This is a genomic window from Halomonas sp. HK25 (genome assembly GCF_047795635.1).
Lineage (GTDB): Bacteria > Pseudomonadota > Gammaproteobacteria > Pseudomonadales > Halomonadaceae > Halomonas.
This window is the reverse complement of sequence record NZ_CP181044.1, coordinates 378,498-395,370: the sequence shown is the minus strand read 5'-3', so window position 1 is coordinate 395,370 and position 16,873 is coordinate 378,498. Positions and strand designations below refer to the sequence as shown.

The 16,873-nt window shown below is 61.4% G+C and carries 16 protein-coding genes; all 16 read right to left on the bottom strand.

The genetic code is table 11. The annotated features are described in order from the left end of the window. Positions 1 to 201: 201 nt before the first annotated feature. The 16 genes from ACM26W_RS01955 to ACM26W_RS01880 all read right to left on the bottom strand — a co-directional run bounded on the left by ACM26W_RS01955 (position 202) and on the right by ACM26W_RS01880 (position 16,866). Entirely contained in the window at positions 202 to 1,182 is a 981-nt protein-coding gene (locus ACM26W_RS01955) for a Bug family tripartite tricarboxylate transporter substrate binding protein (protein WP_416139204.1), read from the bottom strand. A 128-nt stretch (positions 1,183 to 1,310) separates the two neighbouring features. Beyond that, positions 1,311 to 2,513: a 3-oxoadipyl-CoA thiolase gene (gene pcaF / locus ACM26W_RS01950; RefSeq protein ID WP_416139203.1), complete on the bottom strand. Its 1,203-nt coding sequence runs from the start codon at positions 2,511 to 2,513 to the stop codon at positions 1,311 to 1,313. A gap of 101 nt (positions 2,514 to 2,614) precedes the next feature. After that, the gene (gene paaH, locus ACM26W_RS01945; RefSeq protein ID WP_416139202.1) at positions 2,615 to 4,117 is read right to left on the bottom strand and encodes a 3-hydroxyacyl-CoA dehydrogenase PaaH; all 1,503 of its coding nucleotides are present in this window, start codon (positions 4,115 to 4,117) and stop codon (positions 2,615 to 2,617) included. 98 nt (positions 4,118 to 4,215) lie between these two features. Further along, the gene (locus tag ACM26W_RS01940; protein WP_416139201.1) at positions 4,216 to 5,208 is read right to left on the bottom strand and encodes an NADPH:quinone oxidoreductase family protein; all 993 of its coding nucleotides are present in this window, start codon (positions 5,206 to 5,208) and stop codon (positions 4,216 to 4,218) included. A 1-nt stretch (position 5,209) separates the two neighbouring features. After that, entirely contained in the window at positions 5,210 to 6,349 is a 1,140-nt protein-coding gene (locus tag ACM26W_RS01935; protein ID WP_416139200.1) for a CaiB/BaiF CoA transferase family protein, read from the bottom strand. Further along, a complete protein-coding gene (locus tag ACM26W_RS01930) occupies positions 6,337 to 6,999 on the bottom strand; it encodes a 3-hydroxyacyl-CoA dehydrogenase family protein (protein WP_416139199.1) in 663 nt (220 codons plus the stop codon). Before ACM26W_RS01930 ends, ACM26W_RS01935 begins: the two co-directional genes overlap by 13 nt. A gap of 3 nt (positions 7,000 to 7,002) precedes the next feature. Beyond that, positions 7,003 to 7,878: a 3-hydroxyacyl-CoA dehydrogenase family protein gene (locus ACM26W_RS01925; RefSeq protein WP_416139198.1), complete on the bottom strand. Its 876-nt coding sequence runs from the start codon at positions 7,876 to 7,878 to the stop codon at positions 7,003 to 7,005. A 10-nt stretch (positions 7,879 to 7,888) separates the two neighbouring features. Next, positions 7,889 to 9,001, bottom strand: a complete 1,113-nt coding sequence (locus ACM26W_RS01920) for an acyl-CoA dehydrogenase family protein (RefSeq protein WP_416139197.1) — start codon at positions 8,999 to 9,001, stop codon at positions 7,889 to 7,891. A 90-nt stretch (positions 9,002 to 9,091) separates the two neighbouring features. Continuing rightward, positions 9,092 to 9,838 (bottom strand): SDR family NAD(P)-dependent oxidoreductase, encoded by a 747-nt coding sequence (locus tag ACM26W_RS01915; RefSeq protein WP_416139196.1) that lies wholly within the window; start codon positions 9,836 to 9,838, stop codon positions 9,092 to 9,094. Between the two features lies 1 nt (position 9,839). Further along, positions 9,840 to 10,610: an enoyl-CoA hydratase/isomerase family protein gene (locus ACM26W_RS01910; protein WP_416139195.1), complete on the bottom strand. Its 771-nt coding sequence runs from the start codon at positions 10,608 to 10,610 to the stop codon at positions 9,840 to 9,842. Further along, positions 10,607 to 12,289 (bottom strand): class I adenylate-forming enzyme family protein, encoded by a 1,683-nt coding sequence (locus ACM26W_RS01905; RefSeq protein ID WP_416139194.1) that lies wholly within the window; start codon positions 12,287 to 12,289, stop codon positions 10,607 to 10,609. The genes ACM26W_RS01910 and ACM26W_RS01905 overlap by 4 nt, the downstream gene beginning before the upstream one ends. 22 nt (positions 12,290 to 12,311) lie before the next feature. Beyond that, positions 12,312 to 13,091: an enoyl-CoA hydratase-related protein gene (locus ACM26W_RS01900; RefSeq protein ID WP_416139193.1), complete on the bottom strand. Its 780-nt coding sequence runs from the start codon at positions 13,089 to 13,091 to the stop codon at positions 12,312 to 12,314. A 29-nt stretch (positions 13,092 to 13,120) separates the two neighbouring features. Continuing rightward, positions 13,121 to 14,359 carry a CaiB/BaiF CoA transferase family protein gene (locus ACM26W_RS01895; RefSeq protein WP_416139192.1) on the bottom strand — a complete coding sequence of 413 codons (1,239 nt, stop codon included), beginning with the start codon at positions 14,357 to 14,359 and terminating at the stop codon, positions 13,121 to 13,123. 176 nt (positions 14,360 to 14,535) lie between these two features. After that, positions 14,536 to 15,474: an electron transfer flavoprotein subunit alpha/FixB family protein gene (locus tag ACM26W_RS01890; protein ID WP_416139191.1), complete on the bottom strand. Its 939-nt coding sequence runs from the start codon at positions 15,472 to 15,474 to the stop codon at positions 14,536 to 14,538. Beyond that, positions 15,471 to 16,235, bottom strand: coding sequence for an electron transfer flavoprotein subunit beta/FixA family protein (locus tag ACM26W_RS01885; protein ID WP_416139190.1), 765 nt, complete (start codon positions 16,233 to 16,235; stop codon positions 15,471 to 15,473). The genes ACM26W_RS01890 and ACM26W_RS01885 overlap by 4 nt, the downstream gene beginning before the upstream one ends. Positions 16,236 to 16,401: 166 nt before the next feature. After that, on the bottom strand, positions 16,402 to 16,866 hold the full coding sequence (locus tag ACM26W_RS01880; protein WP_416139189.1) for a MaoC family dehydratase: 465 nt from the start codon (positions 16,864 to 16,866) through the stop codon (positions 16,402 to 16,404). Between the last annotated feature and the right edge of the window lie 7 nt (positions 16,867 to 16,873).

Genomic DNA, 16,873 nt, shown 5'->3' with positions numbered 1-16,873 from the left:
ATTAGGCAGAGCATCGCCGGAGCTTATAACTAAGTTGTAAAAATCACTGACCTTAACATAGCAGTTGAAATGACGGCGAAAGCCCTCTCAGGGACCAATGATAGACGAACTAAATAAACTGTCACGCGCCCTCATCTCAGCGCCATTCATTCTCATGCAAGCATGCAGCACCACAGTGCCTCATGGAAAATAAATCCAACATCACTCCTCATACTCAATACCAACACTTTCAACCAGAACTCTATAGCGCTCGCTTTCTTTGCTTAGATAATCATTAAAATCCAAAGTCGATCTAGCGGTTGTCGAATACTCCTGTCCCATACCATCCAACCTACCTCTAAGCCCCTCATCATTTTTTGCATACTCTACGGCGGCCGCTAGGGCCTCAACCACTTCTCCTGGAGTCTCTGAAGGAGCAAAAATCCCTAAGAAAATAAGGTAGGTTCCACCCGAATATCCAAGCTCTTTGAAGGTAGGTACATCGGGATAGCCTTCAGTACGCACATCTGAGGTGGAGGCTAAGACACGCAGCTCATCTCTCAGTGACTGTTCTTCAATAGAAGTCATCATTGTAAGGTCGACGCGACCACTAAGAATGTCAGGAATGGCAAGAGACCGGCTGCTATAAGGAATATGCAATAGATCAATGCCAGCATCTTCAGAAAAGAGCTCTACAGAGATATGAGATGTAGTGCCGGTACCACCTGAGGCATATGTTATGCTTCCAGGATTATCCTTAGACTGCTGTACAAGATCAGAAAGTGATTCAATAGGTGAAGAAGCGCTTGTAACGAGCAACGTGGGCGCCCTTGACATTTCGCCAACGCCAACAAAATCCTCCGGCTCATATCCGGCGTTTTCATTAATATGCGGCATCGTCACTATTGTGTTGGCGGCTACTAACAGAGTGTGGCCATCTGCAGGGCGATCTGCCACATAACGCGTGGCGACCATCGTTGCAGCTCCGGGCCTATTCTCAACGATAACGGGCTGCCCTAAGGCTTCTGACATTTTATCCGCATAGAGTCTTGGGATTGCATCTGCCATGCCGCCTGGCACTGTAGGTGAGATTAGTCGAACCGGTCGTTCTGGAAAATCCGACGCTTCAGCTGAAGCATATGATGTGGAAGTGATTCCAATCGCAGCACTTGACATAATCACTGCCAAAGTTTTATTGATCATATTTATTATCCTAGTTTTGAGCTTGCATTAAAAAACTAGCCTACAAAACCACAGCGCTCCAGTTACTTTTTCCGCTTCATCAGTAAGCCAAACTAACCATCTACAAATACTGGCTAAACATTTTTCTGCTAAATTCGCTCTATGAGAGTCGCAATCCCCTGCCCCACGCCCACGCACATGGTACATAAGGCGTAGCGCTTACCCCGCTTTTGCAGCTCATGGGCCGCGGTCAGCAGCAGGCGCGCGCCGGACATGCCCAGCGGATGGCCGAGGGCAATGGCGCCGCCGTTGGGGTTGACCCGCGGGTCGTCGTCGGCAAGCCCCAGGTCGCGCATGCAGGCGAGCGCCTGGGCGGCGAAGGCCTCGTTGAGCTCGATCACGTCGACATCGTCCAGGGAGACACCGGTGCGCTCGAGCAGCTTGTTCACCGCGGGCACCGGGCCAACCCCCATGATGCGCGGCTCGACGCCGGCGGTGGCCATGCCGAGGATCTTCGCCATGGGCGTGAGGCCGTGTTTCTCCACTGCGGCCTGGCTGGCCACCAGCATGGCGGCGGCGCCGTCGTTGACCCCGGAGGCATTGCCGGCGGTGACGCTGCCGCCCTCGCGGAAGGGGGCCGGCAGCGCCGCGAGCTTCGCAAGCGTGGTCGCGCGCAGGTGCTCGTCCTGGTCGAAGACCAGCGGTTCCTGCTTGCGCCGCGGGATCTCAATGGCGGTGATCTCCTCGGCAAAGCGGCCGGTCGCTTGCGCGGCGGCGGCCTTCTGCTGGGAGCGCAGGGCGAAGGCGTCCTGGTCCTCCCGGGAGATAGTGAACTGCTCGGCCACGTTCTCGGCGGTCTCCGGCATGGCGTCGACGCCGTAGGCCTTCTTCATCAGCGGGTTGATAAAGCGCCAGCCGATGGTGGTGTCCTCGAGCCTCTGGCCGCGGGAGAAGGCGCTGTCGGCCTTGCCCATCACGTAGGGGGCGCGGGACATGGACTCCACGCCGCCGGCCAGGGCCAGCTCCATCTCGCCGGCCTTGATGGCGCGAAAGGCGGTGCCCACCGCGTCCATGCCGGAGCCGCACAGGCGGTTCATGGTGGTACCGGGGATGGAGACCGGCAGGCCGGCCAGCAGCGCCGACATGCGCGCCACGTTGCGGTTGTCCTCGCCGGCCTGGTTGGCACAGCCCATAAAGACTTCCTCGATGGCCGCCGGATCGAGAGTCGGCGCTTCTGCCAGCACCGCCTTGAAGATGGTCGCCGCCATGTCGTCGGGGCGCACACTTGCCAGGGTGCCGCCGAAGCGGCCCACGGCGGTGCGCCGCGGATGGCACAGATAAACATCTCTCATACTCCCTCCTTAATTCTATTTAGCAATGAAACTAGTCGGTGATTACCAAGCTGGGCCCAAGTAACAGAGGCCGAAAACTATTCTATGAATCCTTTAACACCTCAGCCCACAGCTGCCATACGCCTGAGCAATATCGACGGTCTATACCGGTCCTCGCCATAAGCCTGGTAAAGGTGGTCGAGCACGCGCCAGACGTAGCCGGCGCCCAGTTCCTCGGCCCAAGCCAACGGGCCGCGCGGGTAGTTGGTGCCATAGCGCATTGCCTCGTCCACCGCGGCCATATCGCACACCCCCTGGTGGACCGCCTCATAACCTTCGTTAGCAAGCATGCTAACGGTGCGCAGCACGACCAGCCCGGGGGCGTCGTCGACCCGGCTCACCACCAGCCCCGCTGCCTGTAGTAGTCCAGCGACGGCGTCGAGCGCAGCAGGAGCGGCCTGATCGGCGGCGGTCACGGCCAGCCTGCTGGCGATTCCATAATCCAGCGCCAGGTCGAACAGGACTAGGTCAAGTACCCCCTCCTCAGCAGCCCGCTCAGTGGCAGTGCGGCCATCGCTTAGGGCCAGGCGCGCACCTTCGACTTCCAGATAACCGGAGCCATCACTCCGTTCGACCTTTACACCGGCTTGGGCTAGCCGCGCCAGTAGTGGCTCGGCAGGACCCAAATCGCCATAAGCAGAGATTGCTGCCGGGGCCGGCCCTGACGGAAGGCTATCCGGCAGCGGCCGATCGACGCCCTCGCGGTAGTCGTAGAAGCCCTGGCCGGTCTTGCGTCCCAGGCGCCCGGCAGACACCAATTCCTCCTGAATCAGCGAGGGCTTGTAGCGCGGGTCTCCGTAGTTGGCGTCGAACACGGAGCGGGTCACAGCGGCGTTGACGTCCTGGCCGATCAGATCGGTCAGTTCCAGCGGCCCCATGCGGAAGCCGCCAGCTTCACGGATCACGGCATCGATGGTGGCTGGACTGGCTGCCTGCTCCTGCAGCAGGCGCAGCGCCTCGGCGTAGAAAGGTCGGGCCACCCGGTTGACAATGAACCCAGGGGTGGAGGTCGCCAGCACGGGTATTTTTCCCCAAGCAGCGGAGGTGAGGCGGATGGTCTCAGCGACTTCGGCGCTGGTCGCCAATCCTGTCACCACCTCTACTAGTTTCATCACCGGCGCCGGGTTAAAGAAGTGCATCCCCACCAGCCGCTCGGGGCGTTCGAGTGTGGAGCCGATGGCGGTCACCGACAGCGAAGATGTGTTGGTTGCCAGGATCGTCCGCTCGCCGCAGATCGTCTCCAAGCGCTGGAACAGCGCTTGTTTGACATCCAACCGCTCGACGATGGCCTCGATCACCAGGGCGCAGCCTTCGAGTTCCTCCAGGCTGGCGACGGAGGAAAGTCGCGACAGCACGGCCTCTCGCTTCGCGTCCTCCAACTTGCCTTGTTCCACCCGCTTGGCGAGCTGTCGGCCGATGCCGTCCAGCGACTTGTTGGCCGCACCCTCGGCGACGTCGAATAGGCGTACCGGGTGGCCGGCCTGTGCGGCAACCTGGGCGATGCCGGCGCCCATGGTGCCGGCGCCGATCACGGCGATGACTGACTGGGTAGCTAGCCCACTCATAATGATTCTCCCACGGTTATGAGAAATGGCGGCGGACAGAGCGCCGCGGCGGGGAATATTAACGGCCACGGGTCGGGACGGCCCGCAGCCAAGGAGGCCTAGTCGCGCAGCTGCAGCACAGCCTTGCCGCGGATGTGGCCAGCGCGGATCGCCTCCAGCCCTTCGGCGAACTGCTCCATCGGCACGACGCGCTCGACGTGGGGCTTAAGCTTGCCGTCCGTATAGAGCTGATACATGTGTTCCTGGGCCTCGCGGACCCGTTCAGGGGTACGCTCGCGATAGTCGGTCCACTGCAGCCCCAACACCGAGATGTTTTTCACCAACAGGTAGCCGGCGCGTACCGTCGGGATGCCACCCGCGGCGAAGCCGATCACTACCAGCCGACCGCACCAGGCCATGGCGCGGAGGCTCGCCTCGAACACGTCGCCGCCCACCGGGTCGATGACGATATCGACACCGTGACCATCGGTGGCCACCTTCACCTGCTCACGCAGAGTGTCACGCAAGGGCTCACGACTGGTGTCGATGATATGGTCGGCGCCGTAGCGGCGGGCCACTTCAGCCTGATCGTCGTTGATCACGGCGGCCAGCACTACGCCACCCAGCGCCTTGACCAGCTGCAGCGCGGCTAGTCCCACGCCACCGGCGGCACCGTTGACCAGCACCCGCTCTCCGGCCTTGAAGCTGGCCCGAGCCAGCAGGGCGAAGTAGGCAGTCTGGTAGCTCAGCCCCATGGCCGCCGCTTCCTCGAAAGACATGCCGTCGGGGATGTGGAAGCAAGAGTCCGCGTGCACCACCACCGCCTGCGCGTAGGCACCGTATTCGATCTGGGCCGCCACCCGGTCGCCGGGCTTGAAGTCGGTGACGTTGGCGCCGACTTCAGCGACCACGCCCGCCAGCTCCTTGCCGGGGGAGAACGGCAGTGGTGGCTTGACCTGGTAGTTGCCCTCGATTACCAGGATGTCGGGGAAGTTGAGCCCCGCGGCCTCGCCATGCACCAACACCTCATCCGGGCCTGGCTTAGCGGGCTTAATCTCGGCGATCTTGGCGGCGGCCAGAGGCCCGAACTGTTCCACCACTACGGCACGCATCTCATTGCGCTCCTTTGTCGGATTTGTCGGAATCAACCAGATCATTATCTGCCCCCAGAGCGGGATAGCCGACGCGGACCTTCTCTCCACGGAACGTTCGCACCAATGGCAGTGGCAGGGCGTTCAATACGTGGCCAGCGCCGTCGTCGACCTGGCTGTCGGTGATGCCGCGAGCGCAGAACTGCGGATCCTGCAGGGCCTCCTGCAGACTGGCGACGATACTGCAGCAGACGTCATATCCTGCGAATTGCTCTTGCCAGTAAACGGCGGGCTGAGCCTGGATGCGCTCTGCCACCGCCTGCTTGACTGCCTCTTCCTGACCGGCGTCGGCACGGTACTGCGCCGGCAGCTCGATCAGTTCACAGAAGGCGTCCCAGAACTTCTGCTCCAGCGGGGCCGTGGCGAGGAAGCGATCATCCGCGGTGCGGTAGATCTGATAGCGCGGCGTACCGCCAGTCACCAGCTCACCGCCCGACTGCGGCCAATTGCCGTCGGCACCGGCATTCCCCAGCGCCCAGTACATGAAGGTGAACATGCCATCGGCCATGGCCACGTCCAGGTAGGCACCCTTGCCGGTGCGATTGCGCTGTTGCAGGGTCATGAGGATGTTCATCACCGCCGGATAGGCCCCGCCGCCGATATCGGCAATCAGTGCCGGTGGCAGCACTGGAGCGCCGTCGGCACCGGCACTTAGCCCCAACAGGCCGGTCTCGGCGATGTAGTTGAGATCGTGACCCGCCGCTGCCGCCCGCGGTCCGGTCTGACCGTAGCCGGTGAGCGAGCAGTAGATGAGCCCTGGGTTGATTGCCTTGAGCTCGTCATAGCCCAGCCCCAGACGCTGCATCACGCCGGGTCGGAACTGCTCGACCAGGATGTCGGCTTCTTCCAGCAGTGGCCGCAGCCGCTCGCGCTCCTCGGGATTCTTCAGATCCAGTGCCAGGCTGCGCTTGCCGCGGTTGAGCAGGGCGAAGTTGACGCTATCCTGACCGAACTTGGGCGTGTAGCTGCGCATCTCGTCGCCGCGCCCGGGGCGCTCGACCTTGATCACCTCGGCGCCGGCCTCTCCCAACAGCAGAGTGGCCAGCGGCCCCGGCAGCAGGGTGCTGAAGTCCAGCACCTTGAGCCCTGTCAACGGCTGCATTCTTGGTCTCTGCGGCGCTGCTTGGCTACCTGGGCTCGGCGCGCTGGCGAGTAGGCAGGGTTTCCCGTCGCCTCGTAGAGATCGCGGGAGACGTCGTAGTGGTATTCAAGGCCCGTGCGCTCCAGAAGGTCGATGGGCCCCTCTGGATAACCGAGACCGAGGCGCAGGGTGAGGTCCATGTCGTCGGCAGTGGCGAGCTTCTCGTCCAGCCGGCGCAGAACCTCGTTGTAGTACGGCCGAACCATGCGGTCGACGATGCGTCCAGGGACGTCGGTGCAGATGGCCACTTCCAGCTCGGCGCCTTTAAACAGTGCACGCGCCGCTTCGATGGCCTCGGCCTCGGAATTCGGCTGATGCACCAACTCCACCAGGCGGGTGGGCTTCGCGTCGCCCTGGCGATAGCGGGCGAAGCCGAGGACGTTGGAGCCCTCCTCGCCGCGGTTCTCGCCGGTGTACACACCCAGGCATTCGGTGCCCAGTTCTACCAGGACTGCCTTGTAGCGCTCGGGGTTACGCACGTCCGCCAACTGCTTGCCGGCTGCGGGGCCGAGCAGCAGCATGATGTCGCCGTCGGCAGCGGCATCGACCAGGAAGGCGTCACCCTGTGGGAAGGAGCGGCTCTCGTCGCTGCTTTTGATGGTGTAGCTCATGGTTCAGCCTCCAAACATCGCGTCGCGTTCGTAGTTGAAGAAGCCGCGGCCGGTCTTGCGGCCGAGGCGTCCAGCGGCGACCATCCTGCGCAGCAGCGGTGGTGCTTCGGCGCGTGGGTCGCTCAGCACCGGGGCGAAGGACTCGCACAGGCGTACCTGGGTATCCAGGCCCACCAGATCGAGCAGTTCGCAGGGCCCCATGGGGTAGCCCAGGGCGGTTTTGATGGCACGGTCCAGGTCCGCCGGCTCGGCAATGCCGGACTCCACCAGGCGGATGGCGTCGTTGTTGAAGGGCACCAGAAAGTAATTCAGGATGAAGCCGGGGGTGTCCTGTGTCTCCACCGGCTTCTGGCCCAAGGCCTCGCAGAAGTGCCAGGCCTCTTGGAAGGTCTCCTCGCTGGTATTCAGCCCTGGGGACATTTCCACCAGCTTCATCAGCTGAGCCGGCAGGCAGAAGTGCATGCCCACCACCCGGTCGTCGCGGCCGGTACCACCAGCGATCTCGGTGATCGAAAGTGTCGAGGTGTTGCTGGCGAAAAGGGTCTCAGGCGGACAGACCTCGTTGAGCTTGGAGAACAACTCGCGCTTGACCTCCAGGTCCTCGAAGATCGCCTCGATGACGATGTCACACTTGGCGAGTCCGGCGTGCTCCGTGGTGTCCTTGAGTCGGTCCAGAGCAGCCTGAGCATCGGCCTCACTGAGCTTACCCTTTTCCACCGACTTGCCGAAGAAACCTTCGGTCTGACGGCGGGCGCGGTCGAGCATGTCCTGGTTGAGGTCGAAAAGCACGGTATTGAAGCCGGCCCGGGCGGCGACAATGGCGATACCCGCGCCCATGGTGCCGGCACCTGCGACGCCGACGGTCTTGATACTGGTCATTGTGTTTCTCCTAACGTTGCAGCGCGCTGCGGCCGATGATCTGACGATGAATCTGGTTGGTACCTTCCCAGATCTGAGTGATCTTGGCGTCACGCATCAACCGCTCGACGCGGTAATCCTTGCAATAGCCGTAGCCACCGAACAGCTGAACCACGTCGGTAGTGACCCGCATAGCCAGATCCGAGGCGCGCATCTTGGCGATAGAGGCTTCGATACCGAAGTCCTGCTCACCACTGTCGATCAGCTTGGCCACGTGCCACAGCCAGGACTCGCACAGGGCAGCCTCGCTGATGAGGTCGGCCAGCATGAACTGCAGGCCCTGGAACTCGCCGATACGCCGTCCCGACTGCTTGCGCTCGTTGATGTATTCGACGCCATCCTCGAACGCCGCGTTGGCGATGCCGAGGGCATGAGCCGCCACGCTCGGGCGAGATTTGTTGAGCGAGGCCAGCAGGATCTTCAGGCCGTCACCCGGCCCCTGAAGCAGGTTGGCCCGTGGCACTCGACAGCCGTCAAAGGACAGTTGCACCGTGCTAGAGGCGCGATGACCCATTTTGTCCTCCTTGCCCTGCACTACTAGCCCAGGCGTGCCTTTCTCCAGGATAAGCGCCGAGATGCTGCGCTTAGGATCGTCGATCTCCGACCACTTACCGAACACCAAATAGAGGTCGGCCACGTCACCATTGGTGATGAAGGTCTTGCCGCCGTCGATGACGATCTCATCGCCGTTGGGAGTGAAGCGAGTGCGCATTCCGGTGGCATCGCTGCCGGCAGAAGGCTCGGTGATGCATAGGGAGGCCAGTGCTCCCTCCGCTACTTTGGGAAGCAAGCGCTGCTTTTGCTCTTCGTTACCCCAGTCCATCAGCGGCTTCATGGCGTGGAAGTTAGTCGCCCAGATAATGCCGGTGGAGGCACAAGCCTTTGAGATCTCACGCACACAGTGCAGATAGGCGGTGTAGGACAGACCGGCGCCACCGTACTGTTCGGGCACGAACACCCCGTTCAGCCCCAGCTCGTTGATGTCGTGGACGTTGTCCCAGGGAAACTCGCCGCTCTCGTCGTAGGCAGCCGCACGTGGCTTGATGCGCTCCTCTGCCAGGCCGCGTACGGAGTCGAGCACCATGCGCTCCTCGCTGCTGAGCGACTCGACGCTACCCAATCGTTCGAATAATCTCATGATGTGCCTCATATCCGATGGGGCGCAGCAGCGCCCTCAGCCGTTGATGCCTTGGGCACCGTCCACGTAAATGGTCTCGCCGGTGAGGAAGCCTATCTCGGTGGTGAACAGGCTCCGCACCACGGCGCCAATTTCCTCGGCGGCGCCGGGGCGACCCACTGGCACCCGGCGACGCAGGTATTTCTGGAAACGCTCCTGCTCCAAGTACTCGCGATTGAGATCCGTAGCGATAAAGCCCGGGGCAACGTTGAGCACTCGGATGTGCTCCCGTGCCCACTCCACCGCCAAGCAGCGGGTGATGGCACCCACCGCCGCCTTAGAAGCGCAGTAAGCTGTATTCAGCGGCACGCCGAGACGGTCGTAGAAAGAGCCAATGTTGACGATCAGACTGCTGTCCCGCTCACGCAGGTAGGGATAGGCCTCGCGGGAGACCTGGAAGGCGGACATGACGTTGGTGCCGAGCACCTCCATGAAGTCCTCCGTTGAGAACTCCGCGGACGGCCCGTCCTTCTGGATGCCGGCGTTGTTGACCAGGCCACGGATGCCGCCAAAGTCGGCCTGCACCCGCGCCAGGGCATCTTTGATACTAGCCAGATCCGTTACGTCGGCAGCGTAGGCATGCAGCCGCTCGGCGGCTTCACCTTCCGTGGCAACGTCCTCCACGCCTTTGCCTTTGCGGCTCAGGCAGGCGACGGAGAAACCCGCCTCGGCCAGGGCCCGGGCAATGGCCGAGCCGATGCCGCGGCTGGTCCCGGTGACCACGATTGCAGATGTATCAGTCATATCAGTGATCCTTGAACTGTGCCGAGCGTTTCTCGGCGAAAGCGGCCATGCCCTCGACGGAGTCCTCGGTCTGGTACGCCAGCGTCGACAAGTCAGCCTCCATACGCAGCCCCTCTTCCAGGCTCACGTCCTGGGCGCGCTGCACCGCCTGGCGGGCGCAGCCAATCACCGGAAGGCTGAAGCGGGCGAAGCGCCCGGCGAACTGCTGGGCAGCCTCCAGCGCCCCCTCGGCCTCGACAATGTGGTTAGCCAAGCCGATGCGCAGGGCTTTCTCGGCGTCGATGGTCTCGGCGCTGAGAATCATCTCCAGGGCCCGGCCCTGGCCGATCAGCCGTGGCAGGCGCTGGGTGCCGCCATAGCCGGGGATCAGGCCAAGCTTGACCTCGGGCAAGCCCAGCTTGGCCGCCGGCGTGACCAGCCGAAAAGTACAGGCCAATGCCATCTCCAGGCCGCCACCGAAGGCGTAGCCGTTGATCAGGGCAATGGACGGCACCGGCAGGCTGTCGAGCTTGGCGAAGGTGCGCTGGCCCAGCTCTGCGCCACGCTTCTGCGCCACCAAGGAACGGTCCATCAACTCTTGGATGTCCGCGCCGGCGCAGAAGGCCTTGTCTCCGGCACCGGTGATAATCAGCGCCCGCGCATCGCCGCCTGCGACTTCGTCGAAGGCCTCGCCGAGCTGGCGGATAATCTGGAAGCTCAACGCATTGAGCGCTTCGGGCCGATTCAGAGTGATCAGCGCGTAGTCGCCAACCCTGCTCAGTTCTACCGTCATGTGATCAGGCCTCCTTCCGTGTTGTGGCGGCTCCCGGTCCAGCGCACGGGCTCCGGCTTAAGTTTGCCCTCGCGCACCCACTCGGTGATCTGCCGCTTGAGGATCTTGCCGCTGGCGGTCATCGGGAAGGTGTCCATGGTGATGAAGTACTCGGGCATGTCGTACTTGGAGAGCCCCTCATCGTTGAGGTGCTCCAGCACGTCATAGGGCTCCAGGTGCTGATCGTTGACCACCGCCAGACATACCTTCTCACCCAGCCGCTCATCGGGCACCGGCACGGCAGCTGCCGCGGCAATGCCCGGGTGGCGGATGGCCAGCGCTTCGATGTTGCTGGGGTGGATGTTATGGCCGCCGCGGATAATCAGGTCCTTCTTGCGGCCGGCGATGTGGAGGCAGCCGTTCTCGTCCAGCCAGCCGAGATCGCCGCTCATGAACCAGCCATAGCGGTTGAAGGAGGATTGGGTGGCATGTTGGTTGGCGAAGTACCCCAGCATCAGCTGTGCCCCGCGGCTCGCGATCTCGCCGATCTCGCTGGGGCCGAGACGACGGTCGCGATCTTCCTGGTCCCAAATGGAGACTTCGAAGCCCTTGCAGGCACGACCGCAGGTGGCCACTACTGTCTCAACATCGTCCGTGGGTAGAGTAAACTGGTGTGAGCCGTTCTCGGTCATGCCGTAGACGTTCTGCGGGCGGATGCCCATGTCCAGGAAGGCCTGGGCCACCTCCCGTGGGATCGGCGACCCAGCCATGTAGAAGGTGCGGACCTGGCCCAGATCGGTGCGGTTCTGCTGGTGCAGTTTAGCCAGTAGGTCCATAGCGTGCGTTGGAACGCCCATGACATAGGTGGCACCGCTCTCGCGGATGTAATCCAGCACCTCCAGCCCCGGCGGGCAATCGTTGACCACCAGTTCGGCGCCGGCCACCAGCATCTGCGACAGAGCGACAGTGCCGATGTGATGGCTCAATGGGCTCAGGGTAAAGATGACCGACTCCGGGACCAGCCCCCACTCCTCCACCATGGCACGACCGTTCGCCAGCAGCGTGTTGTCGCTGTGCATCACACCCTTGGGCTCACCGGTGGTACCGGAGGTGAAGGCCAGATAGCTGACTTTATCCGCATTGGTGTCCCAGGCGGGCAGCTTTACGTCGGTCTTGGCATCCCCATCCACAGGGACATAGCGCAACCGACAGTGGGTGTCCTCATCGAAGGTGTACAGGCACTTCAGGAAAGGCAGCTTGCGAGCCTCGCTGAAGATGTCGCGGCGATCGGCGTCGGCACCATACCCGGGCTTGGCGAACAGAGCCCCCGATTCCATCCGGGTCATCAAGCGGATCACTTCATCTACCGTATAGTTCTGGTGCAGCGAAGTATTGGCCACGTAGCCATTGCGCGAGCAGGCAAGGAAGATCACCACCGCCTCTATGGCGTTGGGCAGCCAGATCGATACCCGGTCGCCTGCCACCAATCCGGCGGAGTGCAGTTCCACTGCTAGCTCGTCCACGGCCTCCAGTAGCTGCGCGTAGGTCAGGCGGTTGCGGGAATCTCGCAGTGCCCAAGCCCGAGGCTGGGCATGGGCATGCTGGCGCAGCAGGGAGTAGTACGTATCCTGTTTCCAGTAGCCGTCAATGTAGTACTGTCGGGCCACCGCCGGGTTGTGCATCGTAAGCAAGGGCTTCATGGAAAACCTCCGATCGAAGCGTTTAGTGCCCGAAGCGCTCGGCGTCCGGACTGCGCTTGCTGGCGAAGGCCTCACCGAGCTCCTTGGCTTCGTCGGTATTCAGGTAGGTACGTAGCAGTAGGTCATGCGCCATGCGTGCCAGACCCTGGACGCCGCCGTGACGCGCGTTGAAGGCGGCCTTAATGGAAGCCAGCGCAAAGCTACCGCGATCGGCGATTTCGAGGGCCATCTTGCGGGTCTCTTCCTCGAGATCGTCGTCCGGCACTACCCGGTTGATCAGCCCGATGTCCAAGGCTTCCTGGGCGCTGAACTTGCGGTTGGTGTACCACATCTCCTTGGCCTTTTTCTTGCCAATGAGATCTTCCAAGTACCAGGTTCCGAAGCCAGCGTCGAAGCTGCCAACCATAGGGCCGACCTGCCGGAACATGGCGCTTTCCTTGGCAATGGTCATATCACAAACCACCTGCAGCACATTACCGCCGCCGACTGCGTAGCCGTTCACGGAAGCAATCACCGGCTTCTGTAGCTTATCAATGGCCTCGTACATCTCGAGAGTCGGCAGTACACCGGCATAAAGGTTGGTATCCTCCATACCGTCCTTGCGCCCGCCAACGCAGAAAAAGCGGTCCCCGGCGCCGGTGATCACCACCACCCGAGTGCGTGTTTCTCGGCGGATGCTTTCAATACAATCACGGATCTCGTGACACATCTCGACGTTAAACATGTTGCCATCATCGGGCCGGTTCAGAGTGATGATCCCGACCGGGCCATCTTCGCGATACAGAATGGTGTTATAGCTCATATGCTTAGTTCCTCTTCGACAGTCGATTGTTAGCTGGCTTCGACGATGCGCCCGGCAAGTAGTGTATTGATCTCACTAGGGTTAAGTTTCAGCCGCTGAGTAAGCACTTCGAGGGTGTGCTCGCCCAAGCGCGGCGGCAGAGAGCGCACCGTATCTGTCCGTCCGTCCACCTGCAGTCCGGCACCCACCTGAGGAATGGCCTGCTCGCCTTGGGAAACTTGGTAAAACAGCCCGCGCTCGCGCAGGTGCTCATCGCGCACCACCTGATCCAGGCGATTGATCGGCCCGGCCGGTACACCGCTGGAGCGGAACAGCTGCAGCCATTCCTCCCGCGGCCGCTCTCGCAGCAGATCCTGGATCTCCGACACCAGCTCGGCGCGGCGGGCTCGGCGACCGGCATTGGTCGCCGTCTCCGGACCCAACCCACGCTCCTCCTGTCCTACGGCTCGCCAGAATCGCTTCCAGATATTGTCATTCCCCAGGCCCAAGGTGATGGGCTCGTCCGCTGTCTCAAAAGACTGGTAGATGGCGATCACGCTGTCCTTGCCACCGCTACGGCGGGGCAACTCGCCGGAACCGAGGTAGGACATGATCCGCGGCGCAAGGAACCGGGTCATGCTCTCAACCAAGGAGATATCCAGTCGGTGGCCTCTGCCGGTGACGCGGCGATCGTAGAGGGCGGCGTTGATGGCAAACGCCGCATCCATGGCCGCCAGCATATCTGCTGCAGGCGCACCCACTTTCTGCGGCCCGCCATCGAGCTCCCCGGTGAGGTCCATAATGCCGCTGTAGCCCTCGGCGATAAGGTCGTAGCAAGCCCAATCGGCCCGCTCGCCGGTCAGCCCGAAGCCAGTGATGGAGCAGAAGATCAGGCTTGGGTTAATCCGTGACAGGGTTTCATAGTCTACCCCCAGCTTCTTTTGCACCCGCGGCAAGCTGTTCAGCACCACCACGTCAGCTTCCGCAATCAATCCGTGCAGCAGCTCTCGACCTCGCTCGTCGGCGTAATTTAGAGCCAGACTCTGTTTATTGCGGTTGGCGCTGAGAAACCACAACGACTGTTCCGCCAAGTTGGGCGGCCCCCAGTGTCGGGTGTCGTCACCAACGCCAATACGCTCGACCTTCAGTACGTCAGCGCCCATATCAGCCAACATCTGAGTGGAAAATGGACCAGCGATAGATGTTGTAAGATCGATTACTTTGACGTCTTTTAGTAAGTCCAACCCTTTTCCACAGTGCCGTAGTGGCAGGTCGTAATATGGTTCCATGCGCCCCCCCTTTGAGAATCCTTTCCCAAGAAATCAAGATTTTTAATATCCTGTAGACTGGCGTGGAACTTTCCATACAGAGCTGATTCACGCCAATACACAATAATCAGACCACTAGCCTACGGGACTCCAATTGACGGTCACTTCTCTCCAGCGGTGTAATACACGGAAGATGCTTAGAGCTTCTTTTCTAAGGCAGGAATCACCTCGAACAGATCACCAACCAAGCCATAGTCGGCCACCTGGAAGATCGGCGCCTCCTCGTCCTTGTTGATGGCCACGATTACCTTGGAGTCCTTCATGCCCGCCAGGTGCTGGATGGCACCCGAGATGCCCACGGCGATGTAGAGGTCCGGGGCGACGATCTTGCCGGTCTGGCCCACCTGCATGTCGTTGGGCACAAAGCCAGCGTCCACCGCGGCACGGGACGCGCCGATGGCTGCGCCGAGCTTGTCGGCGATGCCCTCGAGCAGCTTGAAGTTCTCGCCGTTGCCCATGCCACGGCCACCAGAGATCACCACCTTGGCGGCCCCCAGTTCGGGGCGGTCGGACTGGGCCAGCATCTCCTTGACGAAGGAGGACTGGGCGTTGTCGGCGACGAAGTCCACCGCTTCCACCGCGGCGCTGCCGCCCTGATCTTGTAGAGAGCCGACGGCATCGAAGCCCGTGGTGCGCACGGTGATCACCTTAAGGATGTCCTCGCTCTGCACCGTGGCGATGGCGTTGCCGGCGTAGATCGGGCGCTTGAAGGTGTCCGGATCGTCGACGGCGATGATCTCAGAGATCTGCGCTACGTTCCGAAGTGCGGCGACGCGAGGCAGCACGTTCTTGCCGGTGGTGGAGGCGGCCGCCAGCACGTAGCCGTAGTCGCCGGCCAGCTCGTTGATCAGCGCCGCGGTGGGCTCGGCCAGCAGGTGGGCGTAGGCAGCATGGTCGGCCACGCGCACACGGCTCACGCCATCCAGCTTGGCGGCGGCTTCAGCGATGGCGCCGACGCCTTTACCGGCCACCAGCACGTCGATATCGCCGCAGATCTGCTGAGCAGCCGCGACCACATGAGCGGTGGCGCTGGACAGAGCGCCATCGTGATGTTCGGCCAGGACCAGGATGCTCATGCGATCACCTTTGCTTCGTTCTTGAGTTTGTCGATCAGCTCGTCCACGGAGCTCACCTTGATGCCACCCTGGCGCTCGGCCGGCGGCTCGACCTTGAGCAGCTTGACCTTCGAGGCCACCTCGACACCCAGTTCCGCCGGCGTCTTGACGTCCATCGGCTTCTTCTTGGCCTTCATGATGTCGGGCAGCTTGGCGTAGCGCGGCTCATTCAGGCGCAGGTCGGTGGTGACAATGGCCGGCAGGCTCAGCTCGAGGGTCTGCAGGCCGCCGTCCACCTCGCGGGTGACCTGGAGCTTTCCATCACCCCCGTCCCCGCTGACGTTCACCTCGGAGGCGAAGGTGCCCTGGGGCAGGCCGGTCAGGGCGGCGAGCATCTGGCCGGTCTGGTTGTTGTCGGTGTCGATGGCCTGCTTGCCGAGGATCACCAGGCCCGGCTGCTCGTCCTCGACCAGCTTGGCCAGCGCCTTGGCCGCACCCAGGGATTCGACGCGCTCGTCGGTCTCGACGTGAATGGCGCGATCGGCGCCCAGCGCCAGGGCGGTACGCAGCTGCTCCTGGGCCATCTTGGGTCCCACGCTGACGGCGACGATCTCGGTCGCGACACCCTTCTCCTTCAGGCGCACCGCCTCTTCCACGGCGATCTCGCAGAAGGGGTTCATGGCCATTTTGACGTTGGCAAGATCAATATCTGTCCGATCAGACTTAACCCTTACCTTTACATTGTAATCAGCAACTCGCTTCACTCCGACTAATATCTTCATAAGCCACCATGTAAAAAACGTTAGGAGCGGGGAGGGTGTATTACATCAGCCCTCACGCCTGACCAGAACCTCTTCCTGAACACCAAATAAAAAATACAAAAAATTAGAAAAAGCCAAACAAATCAGTTTCTTAAACATCAAAAAGACTAGTAATTCAAAATTAAGTCTAATTACCCATCTCAACAAACTCCCGAGTACGTATCATTCGGGTCGATATGTAGCTGATGACCAGCTCATCACGGTCATTAACCACCTCATGAGAAGTCACCACCACCCCGCGATCCGATTTTCTCGTTAGCCGCTTACTATGCAGCCGTACACGATTTCGAATGGATTCGCCGGCATACACTGGCTGTTTGAACTTGGGGTTGAGCTCCATCAGGAATATCCCTCGACGACGCGTCAACCCCGCTTGCAGCACTAACCCCTCCGCCATACTGAGAACAAACAAACCCGGCGCCATACGGCCTGCATAGTCATTGGACGCTTGAACATATGCCATGTCCGTGAAGGTCGGCGTCTGAAATCCGCAAAGTGCCACGTAGGCTTGGATGTCTTCCTCAGTAACCACCTTAGCCTCCGTTTCAAAGGCCCAGTCGTCGGTATACTCTTCGAAGTACAGAGAGGTCATGGTGATT